The sequence below is a fragment of the Microbulbifer sp. YPW1 genome (assembly GCF_013367775.1).
GTDB lineage: Bacteria > Pseudomonadota > Gammaproteobacteria > Pseudomonadales > Cellvibrionaceae > Microbulbifer.
Map to the genome: position 1 here is coordinate 159,131 of NZ_CP055157.1, position 15,830 is coordinate 174,960.

Genomic DNA, 15,830 nt, shown 5'->3' on the forward strand with positions numbered 1-15,830 from the left:
TTGTCAAAGCTCGAAGACCTGATCCAGAAAAACCGCGCCTGGTCCGAATCCACCCGTCGGGAAAAGCCGGACTTCTTCCTCAAGCTCTCTGAACAGCAATCCCCGGAGTATCTGTGGATCGGCTGCGCCGACAGCCGTGTCCCCGCCAACCAGATTGTGGATCTGCTGCCCGGCGAACTGTTTGTCCACCGTAACGTGGCCAATGTGGTGGTTCCCTCTGACCTCAACTGCCTGTCCGTCATCCAGTTCGCCGTGGAGGTACTCAAGGTCAAGCACATCATGGTGGTCGGCCACTACGGCTGCGGTGGGGTGAAGGCGGCGCTGGAGGATTCACGCCTGGGGCTGATCGAGAGCTGGCTGCGCCACATCAAGGATGTACGCGACAAGCACCACACTCTGATCGAACTCTTTCCGCAAGAACAGCGTGTGGACCTGCTGTGCGAGCTCAATGTGCTGGAACAGGTCATTCACGTGTGCCAGACCACGCCGGTGCGGGACGCCTGGGAAAAGGGTCAGGAGCTGTCGGTACACGGCTGGGTCTACGGCCTGTCCAACGGGCTGGTCAACGACCTGCAGATCACTGTGGATAACACCGACCAGATCAGCGAGATCTACCACCGCGCCCTCACCAGCATTGCCCAGCACACCGAAGGCTGAACCCTCCACCTCCTGGCGGCAATAAAATAGAACGGCGCAGCAACTGCGCCGTTAACTTTTCCCCCGTTTTTCCCTACACTCCACAGCCTCAATAACAAAGGGCCGGGCCGGCCGCACACCAGAAATTTGCAGTATTCAGGGGTCTTCATGTCCGATTTTCGTGTTTGGGAATGCCAGATTTGTGGCTGGATTTACGACGAGGCCAAGGGCTCTCCGGATGACGGCATCCCCCCCGGCACCCGCTGGGAGGACATCCCCGACGACTGGGCCTGCCCCGAGTGTGGCGCCACCAAGGATGAGTTTGTGATGCTGGCCGCGGTCGCCAGCAAAGAGCCTGCGCAGGCCGATACCAGCGCCACAACCTCTGCGACCACGCCAGCAGCCACCGCTGACAGCGCTCCGCACGCTGCCGCCAGCCGAATCTGGGAATGCATGGTATGTGGCTGGGTTTACGACGAGGCCAGGGGCGCGCCCGAGGAAGGTATCCCCGCCGGTACCCGCTGGGAAGATATTCCGGACGACTGGACCTGCCCGGAGTGCGGTGTCGGTAAAGAAGATTTCGATATGGTGCTGGTCCAGGAGGCATCGGCAGAAGCTGAGCACGCCACAGCTGCGCCGCAGCCCGCTCCACTCGACGACACCGACCCGCTGGTGATCATCGGTACCGGCCTCGCCGGTTACCATCTGGCCAAAGAATTCCGCAAGCTGGATCAGCGCACCCCGCTAGTACTGATCAGCGCAGACGATGGCACCTTCTATTCCAAGCCGCTGCTGTCCGCGTCGCTTGCCCACGGCAAAACCCCGCAGCAACTGGCCACCGCCAGCGCTGAATCCATGGCCCGGGAACTCAATGCGGAGGTTCTGGTGCACACCCATGTCACCGATGTGGACCGCTCGGCGCGCGTGCTGAACACGGTATCCGACAGCGGCGGGATTCAGGCGGAACTGCGCTACGGCCGCCTGGTATTTGCCACCGGCGCCCATTGCGCGCCACTGCCGGCTATTGAGGGCGACGGCCTGTCGCGCCTGTTCCGGGTCAACAGCCTCGGCGACTACCACCGTTTCCGCACCGCCCTGGCCAACCGCAAACGGGTACTGCTGATTGGCGCCGGGCTGATTGGCTGCGAATTCGCCAACGACTTGATCCAGGCTGGCTACCAGGTAGACATCACCGACCTGCAACCCTGGCCCCTTGCCAACTTGCTCCCCGAGGCTGCCGGTCGCGATATCCAGCAATCCCTGGAGCAGGCGGGGGCCCGCTTCCATCTGGGCGCAGGCGTAACGCACCTGGAAAGGACGCCCGCAGGCATTCGCGCAACCCTTGCCAACGGCGACACCGTGGAAGCGGATATCGCCCTCGCCGCTCTCGGCCTGAAGCCCAACACCGGGCTTGCCGACACCGCTGGCGTTGCGGTGAACCGCGGCATCGTCACCGATCGGCAGCTGCAGACCAGCGATGCGAACATCTATGCACTGGGAGACTGTGCCGAAGTCGATGGCCACAGCCTGTATTACGTGGCGCCGCTCACCCAGAGTGCCCGCGCCCTGGCCCAGACCCTCACCGGAACCCCGACGCCGGTACAGTATGGCTGCCTGCCGGTGGCAGTGAAAACCACCCTGAGGCCCACCGTCGTTTGCCCGCCGCGCCCCGGATGCGACGGTGAATGGAAAGTCTCCACCAGTGCAGATGGCGTAAAAGGCGAATTCCTGGACTCGGCGGGTAACCTGCTCGGCTTCGCACTCACCGGCAGCGCCATTGCCGAGCGCGACGCCCTGAGCCGCCAGTGCGCGCCGTTAATGAGCGACTGAAACGGCCCAATTACCCCGGCTATCGCCCCGATAGCCGGGGTTTCCCAAAGAAAAGCACGCAAATCGGCTATTTTTCCCGTAGAATGGCCGCCAGCACAAAAATTGAACAGATTTTGATCGAAGTATGACGGCATCCAGTAAACCCGCAGCCCCAGTCGAGTCCGCAGCACAGTCAGCCGAGGCCTCCGCCCAGTCTAAAGAGGAGCGCAGCCGCGCCCTGCGCGATACTCTGGGCGAATTCGCCACCGGTGTCACCGTGGTCACCACGCTGGACGCCAATGGCCAACCGGTGGGAATGACCGTCAACAGTTTCAATTCCGTCTCCCTCGATCCCGCGCTGATCCTGTGGAGCATTGACCGCAGCTCCCTCAGCTATGCTGCCTTCACCCAGTGTGAACGCTATGTAGTACATGTGCTGAAAGGCGACCAGCAGCACGTCTCCAACCTGTTTGCCGGCCGCGGCGCCGACAAGTTCGGCCAGGTGAAATGGCATGCCGGTGCGGAAGGTATTCCCCAGCTCGATGACTGCGCCGCCCTGTTCCACTGTCGCCGCACACAAAATATTGAGGGTGGCGACCACACCATCCTGCTGGGCGAAGTGCTGGAATTCAGCGCCGGCGGTGGCGAGCCCCTCGTCTTCCATCGCGGCCGCTACCGCGCCCTGGCCGGCGAGTAATGCGCTCGGGGGCAGCCACTATCTAGGTGGCTCTGCCCCGGCAACAAACCTGCCGCTATAAAAATCCCCACTTACAGCCTCAAACAATATAAAAATTTCGACGGATTTCCCGTTGATTAATTGTGTCGCTGTCACCTCCCAGTCATACTTTTCAGACATCCTTTAGAGGCCTCCGCAACTGTGGACGTCGAGATGCACACTACCGACACCCTCTTCTGCTTTGCCCACCGCGGCTATCCCAAGCGGGCCACGGAGAACACCTTGCAGGCCATCACCCACGCCCTCGAATTTGATATCGACGGCGTGGAAATAGACGTGTGGAATGTGGGTGGCGAGCTGATCGTCAAGCATGACCGTCGTCTCGGCCGGCTACTCGCGGGGCAGGAACTTCTCACCGAGATGGCCCCCGCCGCCCTGCGCCAGATGCTGCTACCCGGCGGCGAGCAAGTGCCCACCCTCAGGGAAGTACTGGAGCTGGTGGGCAACAACGTACAACTCAATATCGAGCTCAAGGGCCCCAATTGCGCAGCACTGGCGGCTAAAGAGCTGGAATCCTACATCCGCGACAACGGCGCCACCTACGAACAGTACCTCCTCTCCTCGTTTGATCACCGCCAGATCCACGAATGCATGAAACTGATCCCGCAGGTACGCCGCGGCGTCCTCATCGACGGCGTACCGCTGGATCTCGCCGCTTGCGGTGAGCCACTACAGGCCTTTTCCATCCACCTGAGCCTGGATTTCGTGTGCCCGGAAATCATCGCCGACGGCCACAGGCGGGGATTCAAAAGCTACGTGTTCACCGTAAACCATCCCCATGATTTGAGCCTGGTTGCAGCAATGAATGCAGACGGGGTCTTTACGGATGAGCCGCAGCTGATTATGGATTACAACTCGGCGAAGACGGCGGAGGTGATGGCTTTGCAGATAGAGCCGGTGGGGAAGCTTAATCAGGCGGGTTAAGGACAACCCGCCCCATCATCAGGATTCGCTAGCGCGCATCCAGCATTCGAAGCAGCTGGCCCACACTGGGACGTGTTTTGTAGTCCTTGGCTACATGCGCCCACTGCACAATACCCGCAGAATCCACCAGGAAAACGCCCGGCGCAGCAATTTTGTGATGATCCTTACCGGACCAATCCTCCAGCACGATGCCGTAGGTTTTGTACTTCTCCGCGGTGGTATCATCGATTTCCACCACCACATCGAACGCTTCATGCGCCTTGAGCTCAGGATCTGACAGTACCGGGAAGGGAATCTCATAGGTTGCCTTGGCCATGGCACTGGCATCCGGCTTGTCCACGCTGATCAGCACCGGTGTTACACCGCGCTTCTCAAACTCCGGCCAGGCTTCAGATAGCTGGCGGATCTGTACATTGCAGTAGGGGCACCAGCCGCCGCGGTAGAACACTACCAGAATGGGAGCGTGGTCACTCAGCAGGCTCTGCAGGCTCGCCTCTTCGCCCTTATGGGTCATTACCGAAAAGTCCACCGGCTTGTCGCCCGCCTTCAGGCTGGTTTCGACTTTACCGAGCTCGGCGCTGCTGGTCTCGGTGAGTTCAGGGAGGTTTTTGGGGAGGGAGATATCCTGAGCCATGGCGGTCAGGCTGAATACACTGAGTAATACAACAACTAGCAAAGAAGTATTCATTATTTATGGTCCTTATCGCGTTATGGTCGGCTCAGGGGCTTTACATTCATCGACCTTGATCGTTGATCACCTTTCGTAACGACCAGCCCGGTAATCCAGAATAGTCGATCCGTCCTTAGCCACATCGGCTGGCCATTTGAAGGGTTGGCACTCACTGGACACAATGTACTCACCACCCGAGTTTGCCTTGGGCTCGTCTACCTCGGACTGCAACTCTGGTTATGGAATCAGACGTATGCTAGAAGTAACATTTTCAATTAAATCGAGCATAGGTTTAGGGCTGATTCGAGAGTCCTTTTTTTCCTGCCTGCCCACACAGTTCTGCCTATAGTTAAAGCAAATAGATAGTAGTTTATTTTTGGCAACAGGGAAGGAAGCATAGCGATCTCTACTTTCGGACGTATACCGTTCCTCGATATCGAACTGTACTGCAGGAACTGGAAGAGTAGTGACCGGAACCCAATTGACAGGCCCTTTATAGTAAGACGCTAACATTCCCTTATCATAAACAGCATGACCGAGATAGCTGGTCATAAACCCATGAATATCGGTTTCCAGAGCAGTCGGGTAAAGGAAATTTATAGCCGAATTAGGGTCAGATAATCCCAAAGCCCGAACGGAAAAGAACACACCACCTTGATAACCAGTACGCCAGGGGCCATAAAATGCCCACTCCCTTGAACAAATACTTAACTTTTTCCAGCTATCGCTAGGAACAAGATCAGCTCCCAGTGAAGACAGATCGTTTAAATCATATAGCTTCCCAGGAACCAACTGGTACTGCTCGATTGCCAATCGCCTGCAAGGAGAGTGACGTGGCGCACGAAATTCGAGTGTGCACTGCGGCAATTGAACCAGCGAAGTTTCACACATTTAAGTGAGGGGGCCACGCGGTATGCATTGTCCGTCATACTTTCGGAGCTCAAGCGAAGAGCACTTAATAATATCCAGCATCAGAGCTTGTTCGCGATTTGATCGTATTTTCTCGGAACCCAGGCTTTTAATGCCTGCTGTCCCAACTTTCCGACTCCGGCCACTGTCGCCACCGCGCCTCCTAAGGCCGTTAAAAAGGCTCCCGCAGCTGGCCCACTGGCCGCGACTCCAGCCAGCCCCGAGGCGCCAACCACACCCCTAACGCATTGCGCAACGTCGAACCGGCGCAAACGGTATCAGTAGCCTTGTTTAAAAACGCAAGGAGCATTGCTCATGTCGGCGGCGCTCTTTAACCACCCTTAAGTTATCCCGGTTGCCGATATAATCCAGCATATTGGATTCCTTGAAATCTCGTTCAATTTCCAGCCCTGATACAGCATGCATTGCCTTCAGCGCCTCGAGGGGAGAGGTAGTCGGCCTAAACAGAAAGGCCGTGTGGTTATTCAGTTTAAACTTCCTGTCCGCCAGGATTTGCAAGGCCTGCGTGAGAATCGCAGAACCGCCAAACTCGGAGATCCAGCGTACATCATGGATCTCCCGCGCCATATACATGCTGCGCGCCAGAAGCAACGCCGACTCGTGCAAGCTATCATCTTTCAGCGGAGCCACCGCTTTCCTGTAATTTAATAGGCCTCCAATGCATTTTTCTCCCGGCGTAAAATGCAAATCAAAGCCGCCCCCCTGTGTGGACATAATCGTGCGACGACCGCCCGAAGCGATTGACACCGGGCCAAAACAAGAGAGACATCTTGCGGCAGCGCCAGCAGCAACCTCGTGACCACGATAGCCAATATCACTAATAGCAACTACGCGCCGTGCCTGTTTCGCGATTTTACCGTCTGTGTGGCGCTTTGCGCGCCATAGGCCCTCGATTTTCGTAATGTCATAAAGAGCGGGCGCCCTTTGCGCCTCAATCAACTCCCTATAATTCGAGTCCGCCTGGAAATGGAGCAGCTTGTAGCAATCGTTGGGTAGCTTTTCCGCAGCAACCAAGCACCCAAGTAGAGTCACCACATACTCCTCAGTCCCACCGCGATGTACAGAACCTAGTTTGATAAAGATATTACTCTGACTCAAACGGCCCGCCGCCAATTGCTTGATGCTATTAACAGTGATCTGAGCTCAGTAATTGCCCCGATTGGCGAGCTTTACGAGCTCATTCCAGATGGGTTCAACTTGGGGATTGATGGTGACGCGCTTACCACCTTGCAGCCCGGCGATAAGCTTTTCCGCTCGCGCGGCAGCGTAGATAAACATTTGACTGAATCCCTTTAACCCCATGTTATTCATGATCCGCCTGTCACTGGCGTAGAGACGAGATTCTAACCTGAGCGCAAAGGTACGCCTGTAAAACAGGCGTACCGATTAGCGCTCACTATCAACTTCGGTAACGAGAAGCGACCGGACCAAGATAGCCAAGAGACTAACCCACCTCCTAAACTTACGCATATCTTACACCGGGCGTTAATTTCGGTGATTCTTGGCCTTGATGTACAACTGATCTTTCAAGCACGCACGCTGGGTTTTAAGTTCTTTGAAGTGGTGGTCATCCGTCACGACGCCCCGCTCTTCCAAGCCTCGAATTTCCTTATCTAACTTGTGTTAATTGTCGCGGTCGGACTTGAATTGGATACTATCCTGGATCAGGTGGCGGATGCTGTCAGCCAGATCGGGAAATTCGGTTTCCAGGGTGCTGGAGGGAATAGACATTGCCAGCAACTCCTCAGAATTTGTGCCTCACCCGCACACTGTAGCGTCCGCTCTCAATACAACCACCGCCCTACCAAAATTTCATATGGCCAGATAAAGGTAAACCACCATACCGCGGACTTTTACTACCACAGCTATAGGCTAGTACGCAGAAACAGAAAGCTCGGTAGATTGCGAACAATCCTCATGATCCACGCCCAAAAAAATGGCAAGTAAACCACCGCTTTACCCCGATCGATGGCAGCAACCATTCCCTCTGCCACTGATTCGGGCTGAGCCCAAAGCGGACCTTTATCGAAAGCTTTAGTCATTGGAGTATCCACAAATCCCGGCCGGACATCTAATACATTAACCCCTTTCCCAAAGAGGCGATGGCGTAATCCCGCCAGAAAAACAGAAACCATTGCTTTCGCTGAACCATAAACGTAATTGGACTTTCGTCCTCTATCCCCAGCAACACTCGTAATAGCAGCCAGCGTGCCACTACCCTGCTTCTCCAAGCTGTTTGCTAAATGGGTAAGCACCGAGACCGAACTCAAGGCATTTACCTCAATTTCTCTGAGCGTAACTTCCACCGAAGACTGGCATGCCTCTTGATCAGGCAATGTACCGTGCGCCAAGATCACGACATCCACCTGTTTCATCAGGCTGAACACCCGATCCAAGACGGACTCATGAGAGGAAAACTCTTGTGCATCAAACCGAGCGGAGTAGACCTCCGAAGCGCCACGAACGCGCAAATCATCTGTAATTTTCAAGAGCCGACTTTCATCTCTTGCCAATAGGTAAAGTGAATCTCCACGCTTTGCGTAAATTCGTGCGACGGCTGTAGCAATGGCTGAGGTTGCACCAATGATTAATACGTTATTCATAATTACAGCCCTAGTCGGATAGATTGTATGGAATTGAATATATTATCGGCACCCCATTGCCTCCTAAGCTGCGAGAAGGACTCCCAGCCAGGGTAACTTGCCTGAAAAATGGATTTTGACATACGAGCGTCCTTAGCAAGATAAATCCTGCCACCCAAACCGACTACAACATCGTCGAGTTCATCCAGCAAGGCAAAAACCTCGGGCGAACGTTTCAGGTCAAGTGCCAGGGTATACCCCTCCATTGGGAATGAAAGGTAGTTGCTATTCTCCTCACCAAACAACTTCAGAACCGCGAGAAATGACCCTCTCTTAGACGCAGCAAGGCGATTTAAAATAACTGTCAGACCTTCAATACCCGCTTTACGGGGAATCACAAACTGGTACTGCAAGAAGCCGTCAGACCCATACAGACGATTCCAGTTGCGTACACCATCTAAAGGATAGAAATAGGGCTCATAAGAGACTAGCGATCGGGACTTGGCTTTTGTCACTCGATGGTAATAGACGCTATTGAACGCCTGCATTGTGACTCCATTTAGAAATAAGCCAGGCACATCGAAGGGAACTGACAGCCTAGCCTTGCATCCGGTTTGCAACCCTCCATCATCTGCGTGCTCACCTAGCATAATGAGTGAGCGCCCCAAACCCTTACCGGTTGACAGGCAATCAATCCACGCAACCGAGTAGGTTGCTGAACGATGAATATCGAGCGCCTCTACAGTTTCTGCAATATTTTTCGTTTTAATGGTCGTGGCTTGGATAAAGCTACTGGAGATTCGCTTCAGCCGAATTTCCACCTCCAAGATAAAACCGGTCAACCCCATTCCACCGCAAGTAGCACAAAACAGCTCGGCATTCGAAGTTTTTGAGCACTCGACAATACCATTGGCAGTTGCAATAGTGATTGACTGAACAAATTCAGAAAAACAACCGTCAATATGATGGTTTTTCCCGTGAACATCGCTTGCTACCGCCCCACCAACCGTCACATACTTGGTGCCAGGTGTCACAGGAAGAAACCAGCCTTCTGGAACAATTAACTCTAGAACGGATGCCAAGCTTACACCGGCTGCGCAACGCAAAATGCCAGTCTGTTTATCAAAGTACCGAAAGTAATCGAGATAAGCAGAGTGGACCGCTGTTGGGGCGAGAGCACTATCGCCGTAACTTCTACCCAGCCCCCTCCCTATAAGAGGCCCACTACCATGCGCCTCAATAAGCTTCATTACACATTCATCGCCAACCGGGAATTCAGGGAGAGAATCTATAACTGGGTAACGCCCCCAGCCACTGAGCTTCACGAGCCACCTCTAATGACAAAAACGAACCGCTTGTCGAGTTGGTACTTCATAAAATACCCAATGCCCAACCCTATAACTCCGCCCAGATAACGCATAGGCTTTGACTGGAAGACGAGGTCAAAAGCAAACTCCGCCCCCCAGAAAATGACAGTCGTAAACACACCCATTACGGCATATAGCGTAAACAGGCGAGCATCCTGGTGAACGCTAACCCCCTCAATGCGAAAAATATAGCGTTTGTCGAGATAATACTTGACCAGCAATCCCACAATGGTCCCTACGAGTATAGAAAAGGGAATGGAATAAGCCCCCGCGTAGACTCGCAGGCTGAATTCTTGGCTACAAATATTGATTAAGGTAGCGAGGGCCGCGAAAATCGTGTAGCTTAAGGCGATTCGCATATTAGAACTATAAGTTATTGATTTAGGGGGCAATTTTGCTGAATTCTACGGCATTAACAGGGGGAAAGAAATGGCTTTCGCCCGGCCTCATTACACTCATGCGACCCAAGCAGTGGATCAAGAACACCTTTGTTTTACCCCCACTGATATTCTCCGGTCAATTTTTAAACGAAAGCGCAATACTCCAGGCGCTGCTGGCAGTGGCCCTGTTCTGTATCGCCTCCTCCGCTACTTACATTATCAATGACTATCAGGACATAGAGCGCGACCGGAAACATCCGATCAAGTCACTAAAGCGGCCACTGGCATCCGGACAAGTATCCAAACGCCAGGCGCTGATCTTGCTCACTCTCCTGTGCAGCGTTCTCACTTGGGGCTTTGTCCTTATCCCAAGTGTCGTTAGCATTATTGCCGGCTACCTGGTGTTAAACCTTGCCTACACCTTCTACCTCAAACACCAACCGGTGCTGGATATCTTCACAATCGCTATTGGTTTTGTGCTGCGGGTCTACGCGGGAGCTATGGCAATAGACGTGCCAGTCTCCCCCTGGATGTTTACCACTACTTTATGCTTGGCCCTGTATCTTGCCGCAATCAAGCGGCGGCAAGAGCTCGCACAGAGCGGCAGTGAAGGAAGAAATGTACTCCAGTACTACACCATTCCACTGATTGATCGCTATGCAGAGATGGCCGCTGTCGGCGCCCTCCTGTTTTACAGCCTGTTCGTCATGAACGAGCGCCCCGAATTAGTTATCACTGTCCCACTCGTGATCTTTGGACTATTTCGATACTGGTTTGTAGTTGAAAGCCGAAACGAGGGTGAATCCCCTACTGACGTTCTGTACTCGGACAAACAACTGATCGTTACGGTATTACTCTGGGGAGTCGCTAGCACTGCTGCGCTCTGGCCCGCGGGAGCATAGATATCACAATGAACCTGGCTTACCTGGTCACTCCTTTCATAGCTTGGCTTATTGCCGGCTCATTGAAGTTTACAATCAACAGCATTAGAGCAAAGCAACTTGCCTTTGGCTTGATTGGCTACGGCGGTTTACCCAGTAATCACAGCGCGATTGTCAGTAGTATGGCGACCTTGATTGCGCTGCAAGAAGGTATTGATCACCCGGCCTTTGGTGTAGCTATCACGCTAGCATTTATCGTCGTTCTTGATGCAGGCAGTCTGCGCCGGCAAGTAGGTATACATGCAGCGTCAATTAACCAAATACAGGCGGATCGAGGAGTGCTCAATAGAGCATTGAGAGAACGAATGGGACATTCCCGAACAGAAATCTTAGCGGGAGTTCTTACAGGTATAGCTAGCGCAACCACGATCAATTACACCCAGACAGCATTTACTGTTTAACCTAATCGCAATCAAGCTCCCATATACCCAACCTCGCGCCTGCTGAAATCTATACGCAAATTACGTCAGCCCCACCAACAACCTAAGGTATTGAGATGACCAAGAGCTTCCTCAGCTGCATAACCTTCGAGCACAAGTGTAATCATGAGCAGCATGTCATGAGCCTGCTGCCTCACTACAAAATGAAACTAAACCGGCAACGATTTAACCTTCAACCCTCTAATAAACTATAGGAACCCCTATAATAGGCTCTCCGGTTAACTTCCACGTGACGGCATGGCCATGCGGCACACCGAGACAGGTGGTCATATCATTTTTAATAAAAGGCACACCTGACAACTCCACATTATCCCGATCGAAGCTTTCAGATAGATGCTTGTATCCGCCTGTGTTAAGCCTCCAAATTGCCCCCAATCTCTCGGGAGTAAATAATGGAGAGGCAACTGCCAAACGAACATCCTCATATAGAGCTTTTACCTCAGAATCCACTATCAAATTTTCCTGCTTTACGATGGTGTCAACATACCCTTTAGGGAACGCACGCTCGTAATGGCCAACCCTTGTATTTGAGCGAGCAGGAAGTCGGGCAAGCAGCGGATCAGCTAGCGCCAGCGGATCCAACCAATAAACACTCGGCCCGGCGGAAAAACCAACCATTCCGATCGCGCAGCGAACAAAAACCCCTTCTTGCCCACGCAATAGCCTACCTTCAATCAACCAAGGATGCGCAGGACCTCGATTGATAAGTGCAGGTTTTAAACCAGTCCCCCTGTAATAAAAAGCACGCTCATCAGCTATACCGCTAGAGTTAATATGCTGAGACATAAACGTAACAGGAGAAAATAAGGTTTTAGTCAAGACACTCGATACAGCAAGAAGGAGAGGCAAGCAGAACAGCAAAAATGATGGAGCAGCTACGACAATTAGAATACAAGTGGCCAACACTACCGAGGAGCTAAAAAAGCGCCCCGCCATATAATCCCCTCCAACATAAAAGTAATAAGGGAACCAAAGGGCTAAACCTAGAGAAAAAGGGCGAAGTTTCTCATGAAATAAACCCAGTGCCGCACCCGTCAAGAGAAGAAATAAGGAGAAAGGATCATTTAAAAAAAGCCACTTGAGCCCACCCCAGGCAGAGCTGACACCCTCAGACCAAGGGACACTCCCTCCGACTTTAGCCAATGCAGTATTGGGCACCGGAGCCCCATAATAAAACAAAGAAAATACAACCCACAAGATAGCGGGAGCCCCGCCAATCAAGGCATACTTTAACGACCTATCTTCAAAAACAGTCAGCAAGAGCAGGGGAAAAACTAAAATTAACGTATCAGGCCTGCACAAAAAAAGCATCGACGCAATAAAAAATACGGCATAGCTTTTTTGCCCCCCCCATCCCCTCAAACTAATTGCGAAAATCGAAACGATTAGAAAGTGCGTCAAAGGGTTCTCCAACCCAGAGCTAGAGTAATCGACAAACGACCTAGAGAACAAAAGAAAAGATATTACTATTACGTGTAGCAGGGAAAAGTTAACTGAAAGCCTCAACATCAAAACTAATGTTAGACAAAGCAAGACGAAAGACAACAAAAGGCTAACGTAATAAGGATTATCAAAAACTGCTGCCGAGCCGAACAACATTGCAAACCACAAAGGGTGCGTGTATACCTGAACCCGCTCACCGGGATTCCAGGTCAGCCCGTAACCATTCAATGCATTGTCAACAACCCTAAAAGTAATATACGCATCCTCTGCCACCCACGCAGTATTAAAAAAAGCTAGCGAAAAAAGTAACAATAAACAAATAGCAACAGCTAATCTCGAGCTTCCAGTTAACGGCTTATCCAACACTCCACCACCGAAAAAAGCAGAACTTATACCCACCCTAAGACTTGCTAACAAAATATTCCCCAACTTTACCCATCATTTCGCGGCCTGAGTTATAGATAGACATTTAAAGCCGCTAGGCTCTTCTTCAAAGAGCCAACTCCATTCACCGTTTACGACCCTAGCAAAAATATCAGAGAGGCAAACAATCAAGCCCAAGATTTCGAAACTGACCACCGCTGTCACTTCGCTATAAATATTTACTTACTGACACCCCAAGCTCTTCGGACAGCATCTTAATACTCTCCTCTCTATCCAAACCGGATACGACCTCCATTGCCCTTAGAATCTGCCTCTTCACTAAAGGTTCATCACTTTGACTAATCGCGATCTTTGCAGAAAGAATTATGCCCTTTAGGTTTCCTGGTTCGATTTGTAAGGCAGCCTCCACCAGCCCCTCAGCTTTATTCAAACGTCCTTCGGCGGGATTATTGAAATACATAGTCGCAATATTTAAGTAAATACTGGCCACTCTTTTATCATAGCCGCTAAAGCCTTGAACATAAAAATCCGCCATGACTATTTCATACAATTTCTCAGAAACGGCAACATCGCCTTTCTCTGCAAAGCAGCCAGCTATAGTTGTGAGCAAGGGAAGCGTGCCATTGTTGTTTTTAAAATCTGGAAAAGCTTCTCTCAAAACCACCTCACACTCTCCATGTGAGGCCAATGCCGCATAGTAATTTGTTTTAGCAGTCGCCGAGCTAGGCTTTATTGACTTAACCCAATGCCAGAATGTGTAATCGTTAACCCAGAATGGAGTAACACTCCGGGTAACAGCGATAAGGAGAAGAACAACCAGACCACTTGCAAACCACGCGCCAGGGGTAAATCGTATCGACACCTTCCCAATCACAATCGCCAGCCCCAACAATGCGACCATAAGTGGGAAATATATGAACCGGAGATGGGCAAAGTTATCCCCAATGGACATCGGCATCAGATGAAGCACAGGAAAAATTGACGCCAAGAATAGCGCAAGTGGTAGCAAGATATTCCACTTACGCTTCAAAGCCGCGAAAGTGACGGTCATTATCAAGAGAGACCCTGCCGCAAAATAAACAAAATCGGTATTACTTGAAAATACCAACTTTGAATCAACAGGGTTGACAGGCGATATATCCCAAACCGGATACAGCAAATGCAATATATAGTACCCGATCGCTTTCACAATCAACCCTACTCTAAACGCAACACCTTCAGAATAAAGATCAACCCCGCTGGGAATGTACAAATACCCGAGAGTAAAATAGCGAATTAACAGGTAGGTTATTCCCGCAAAAAAGCATGCAGTATAAGTGCAGACCAAACGCTTCCGTTCAGACAACTCTTTCCAATTTAGCAGCCCCGCTTTCATTAGAAAAAAGTGCCACACGGGAAAAATCAGGACAAAAGCCGCGGCCATTTCCTTTGTAAGCGCCGCACAAAGATATAAGAAAAATATAAGGACAAGTCTCACCGAAGTTGATCTGGCGCGAAAATCAACCAGGAAAAGTAAAATAGCAAAAGTGGCAAAAAGCCCATCAAATATTCCAGAAATCCACGCCACAACCTCTGTGGTCACAGGATTTACGGCGAAAAATAAAGCAGCAATAAGGGCAACAGGTACTCGAAAGGAGCTATTCTTTAGCAATATGAGAAGCAGAGAAAATAGTAATAAGGTGTTTGCCAAGTGTATACAAAGCAACAACCAGTGATAAGGTGAGGCACTTACAGCATCATCCCCCACCAAATACAATACAATTAGAGGTAGAGGTCGATAGTAGTTCTGCGATACAAAGAACGGGCTTTGTAAAGCCTGCAAAAACAGATCGAAATTATGGAAGTACAATTCCGATTTTAGAAATTGATTATCATCCCATACAAACCCGAACCCCGTAACCGGCAGCCATACTAAAAGGGTAATTATTGCCAGTATACTCGCAGCTATAACTGTCTTATTTTTTTCAAACACCATCCGCAAAACCTCACCGCAAACAAAAAAGGGCTCCGTAGAGCCCTTTATATCTTACAACTGCTACGTCAAAGATTAACGGCAGTTTGCCGGCAAGAACTTTTCTTCAACGGTAGAACTGTTACAGGCCCACTTAACACCAGTTGCGGCATTACCAGTACCTACCATGACCAGGTTACCACTTGCCTGACTATTGCCGATACCGGAAGTATCGATGGCATAAGTAATAGTGGCCATCGTTCCACTACCAGTGAACGCAATACTAGACACATAATTGCTCTGGGCTGCAGAGGTATTTACACCGGCAGCATCGGCATCGGTAGGCATAGTACCCATTGACACGAAATATTCAGACACAGAGGTCTTGCTTGCTGCAGCCAAGCCCATTACTTCGGACATTTTGGCTCGGGTGGTGTAATCCTGGTACGCAGGCAGTGCTACCGCGGCCAGAATACCAATGATCGCAACCACGATCATCAATTCAATAAGAGTAAAGCCCTGTTGCTTTTTCATTGTAACCGTCTCCATACAGACTGTTGTTTTAAGATGAAATCCCGTGAGGAAGTCGGCTGTTACAATACCGGCAATGTGGCAAAACGCGCAAGCGGGTAAATTG

Annotated in this window: 16 protein-coding genes and 1 pseudogene; 6 read left to right on the forward strand and 11 right to left on the reverse strand. The window is 51.4% G+C overall.

The features are described 5' to 3' along the window. The 4 genes from can to HUW35_RS00760 all read left to right on the forward strand — a co-directional run bounded on the left by can (position 1) and on the right by HUW35_RS00760 (position 4,105). On the forward strand, positions 1–657 hold the full coding sequence (gene can / locus HUW35_RS00745; RefSeq protein ID WP_181253830.1) for a carbonate dehydratase: 657 nt from the start codon (positions 1–3) through the stop codon (positions 655–657). A gap of 147 nt (positions 658–804) precedes the next feature. Next, positions 805–2,466 carry an FAD-dependent oxidoreductase gene (locus tag HUW35_RS00750; RefSeq protein ID WP_181253831.1) on the forward strand — a complete coding sequence of 554 codons (1,662 nt, stop codon included), beginning with the start codon at positions 805–807 and terminating at the stop codon, positions 2,464–2,466. Positions 2,467–2,590: 124 nt separating this feature from the next. Further along, the gene (locus tag HUW35_RS00755; protein ID WP_181253832.1) at positions 2,591–3,142 is read left to right on the forward strand and encodes a flavin reductase family protein; all 552 of its coding nucleotides are present in this window, start codon (positions 2,591–2,593) and stop codon (positions 3,140–3,142) included. Positions 3,143–3,334: 192 nt separating this feature from the next. Beyond that, positions 3,335–4,105, forward strand: a complete 771-nt coding sequence (locus HUW35_RS00760) for a glycerophosphodiester phosphodiesterase (protein WP_255463399.1) — start codon at positions 3,335–3,337, stop codon at positions 4,103–4,105. Positions 4,106–4,133: 28 nt separating this feature from the next. Here the strand turns inward: HUW35_RS00760 and HUW35_RS00765 are convergent, their stop codons facing one another. From HUW35_RS00765 to HUW35_RS00795, 8 genes and pseudogenes are all read right to left on the reverse strand, one after another. Further along, a complete protein-coding gene (locus tag HUW35_RS00765; protein ID WP_181253834.1) occupies positions 4,134–4,793 on the reverse strand; it encodes a peroxiredoxin-like family protein in 660 nt (219 codons plus the stop codon). Between the two features lie 219 nt (positions 4,794–5,012). After that, on the reverse strand, positions 5,013–5,588 hold the full coding sequence (locus tag HUW35_RS00770) for a hypothetical protein (RefSeq protein WP_181253835.1): 576 nt from the start codon (positions 5,586–5,588) through the stop codon (positions 5,013–5,015). A gap of 387 nt (positions 5,589–5,975) precedes the next feature. After that, complete coding sequence (locus tag HUW35_RS00775) at positions 5,976–6,737, reverse strand: hypothetical protein (RefSeq protein WP_181253836.1); 762 nt, start codon at positions 6,735–6,737, stop codon at positions 5,976–5,978. 111 nt (positions 6,738–6,848) lie between these two features. Next, on the reverse strand, positions 6,849–6,983 hold the full coding sequence (locus HUW35_RS18810) for a hypothetical protein (RefSeq protein WP_255463400.1): 135 nt from the start codon (positions 6,981–6,983) through the stop codon (positions 6,849–6,851). Between the two features lie 207 nt (positions 6,984–7,190). Beyond that, positions 7,191–7,316 (reverse strand): annotated as a pseudogene (locus HUW35_RS18955) (DUF465 domain-containing protein); the annotation flags it as partial. A 254-nt stretch (positions 7,317–7,570) separates the two neighbouring features. Further along, on the reverse strand, positions 7,571–8,308 hold the full coding sequence (locus tag HUW35_RS00785; RefSeq protein ID WP_181253837.1) for an SDR family oxidoreductase: 738 nt from the start codon (positions 8,306–8,308) through the stop codon (positions 7,571–7,573). Positions 8,309–8,310: 2 nt separating this feature from the next. Continuing rightward, positions 8,311–9,612 (reverse strand): FAD-binding oxidoreductase, encoded by a 1,302-nt coding sequence (locus HUW35_RS00790; protein WP_181253838.1) that lies wholly within the window; start codon positions 9,610–9,612, stop codon positions 8,311–8,313. Continuing rightward, a complete protein-coding gene (locus HUW35_RS00795) occupies positions 9,609–10,013 on the reverse strand; it encodes a GtrA family protein (RefSeq protein ID WP_181253839.1) in 405 nt (134 codons plus the stop codon). The genes HUW35_RS00790 and HUW35_RS00795 overlap by 4 nt, the downstream gene beginning before the upstream one ends. A 35-nt stretch (positions 10,014–10,048) precedes the next feature. Here HUW35_RS00795 and HUW35_RS00800 point away from each other — a divergent pair, with 35 nt between their 5' ends. Both HUW35_RS00800 and HUW35_RS00805 read left to right on the forward strand, forming a co-directional pair. Beyond that, positions 10,049–10,936 carry a decaprenyl-phosphate phosphoribosyltransferase gene (locus tag HUW35_RS00800; RefSeq protein ID WP_255463401.1) on the forward strand — a complete coding sequence of 296 codons (888 nt, stop codon included), beginning with the start codon at positions 10,049–10,051 and terminating at the stop codon, positions 10,934–10,936. 8 nt (positions 10,937–10,944) lie between these two features. After that, complete coding sequence (locus tag HUW35_RS00805) at positions 10,945–11,376, forward strand: divergent PAP2 family protein (RefSeq protein WP_181253840.1); 432 nt, start codon at positions 10,945–10,947, stop codon at positions 11,374–11,376. A 219-nt stretch (positions 11,377–11,595) separates the two neighbouring features. Here HUW35_RS00805 and HUW35_RS00810 read toward each other — a convergent pair whose 3' ends face one another. The 3 genes from HUW35_RS00810 to HUW35_RS00820 all read right to left on the reverse strand — a co-directional run bounded on the left by HUW35_RS00810 (position 11,596) and on the right by HUW35_RS00820 (position 15,727). Continuing rightward, positions 11,596–13,257 carry a hypothetical protein gene (locus HUW35_RS00810; RefSeq protein ID WP_181253841.1) on the reverse strand — a complete coding sequence of 554 codons (1,662 nt, stop codon included), beginning with the start codon at positions 13,255–13,257 and terminating at the stop codon, positions 11,596–11,598. 193 nt (positions 13,258–13,450) lie between these two features. Next, on the reverse strand, positions 13,451–15,217 hold the full coding sequence (locus tag HUW35_RS00815) for a hypothetical protein (RefSeq protein WP_181253842.1): 1,767 nt from the start codon (positions 15,215–15,217) through the stop codon (positions 13,451–13,453). 72 nt (positions 15,218–15,289) lie between these two features. After that, entirely contained in the window at positions 15,290–15,727 is a 438-nt protein-coding gene (locus HUW35_RS00820) for a pilin (RefSeq protein ID WP_181253843.1), read from the reverse strand. Between the last annotated feature and the right edge of the window lie 103 nt (positions 15,728–15,830).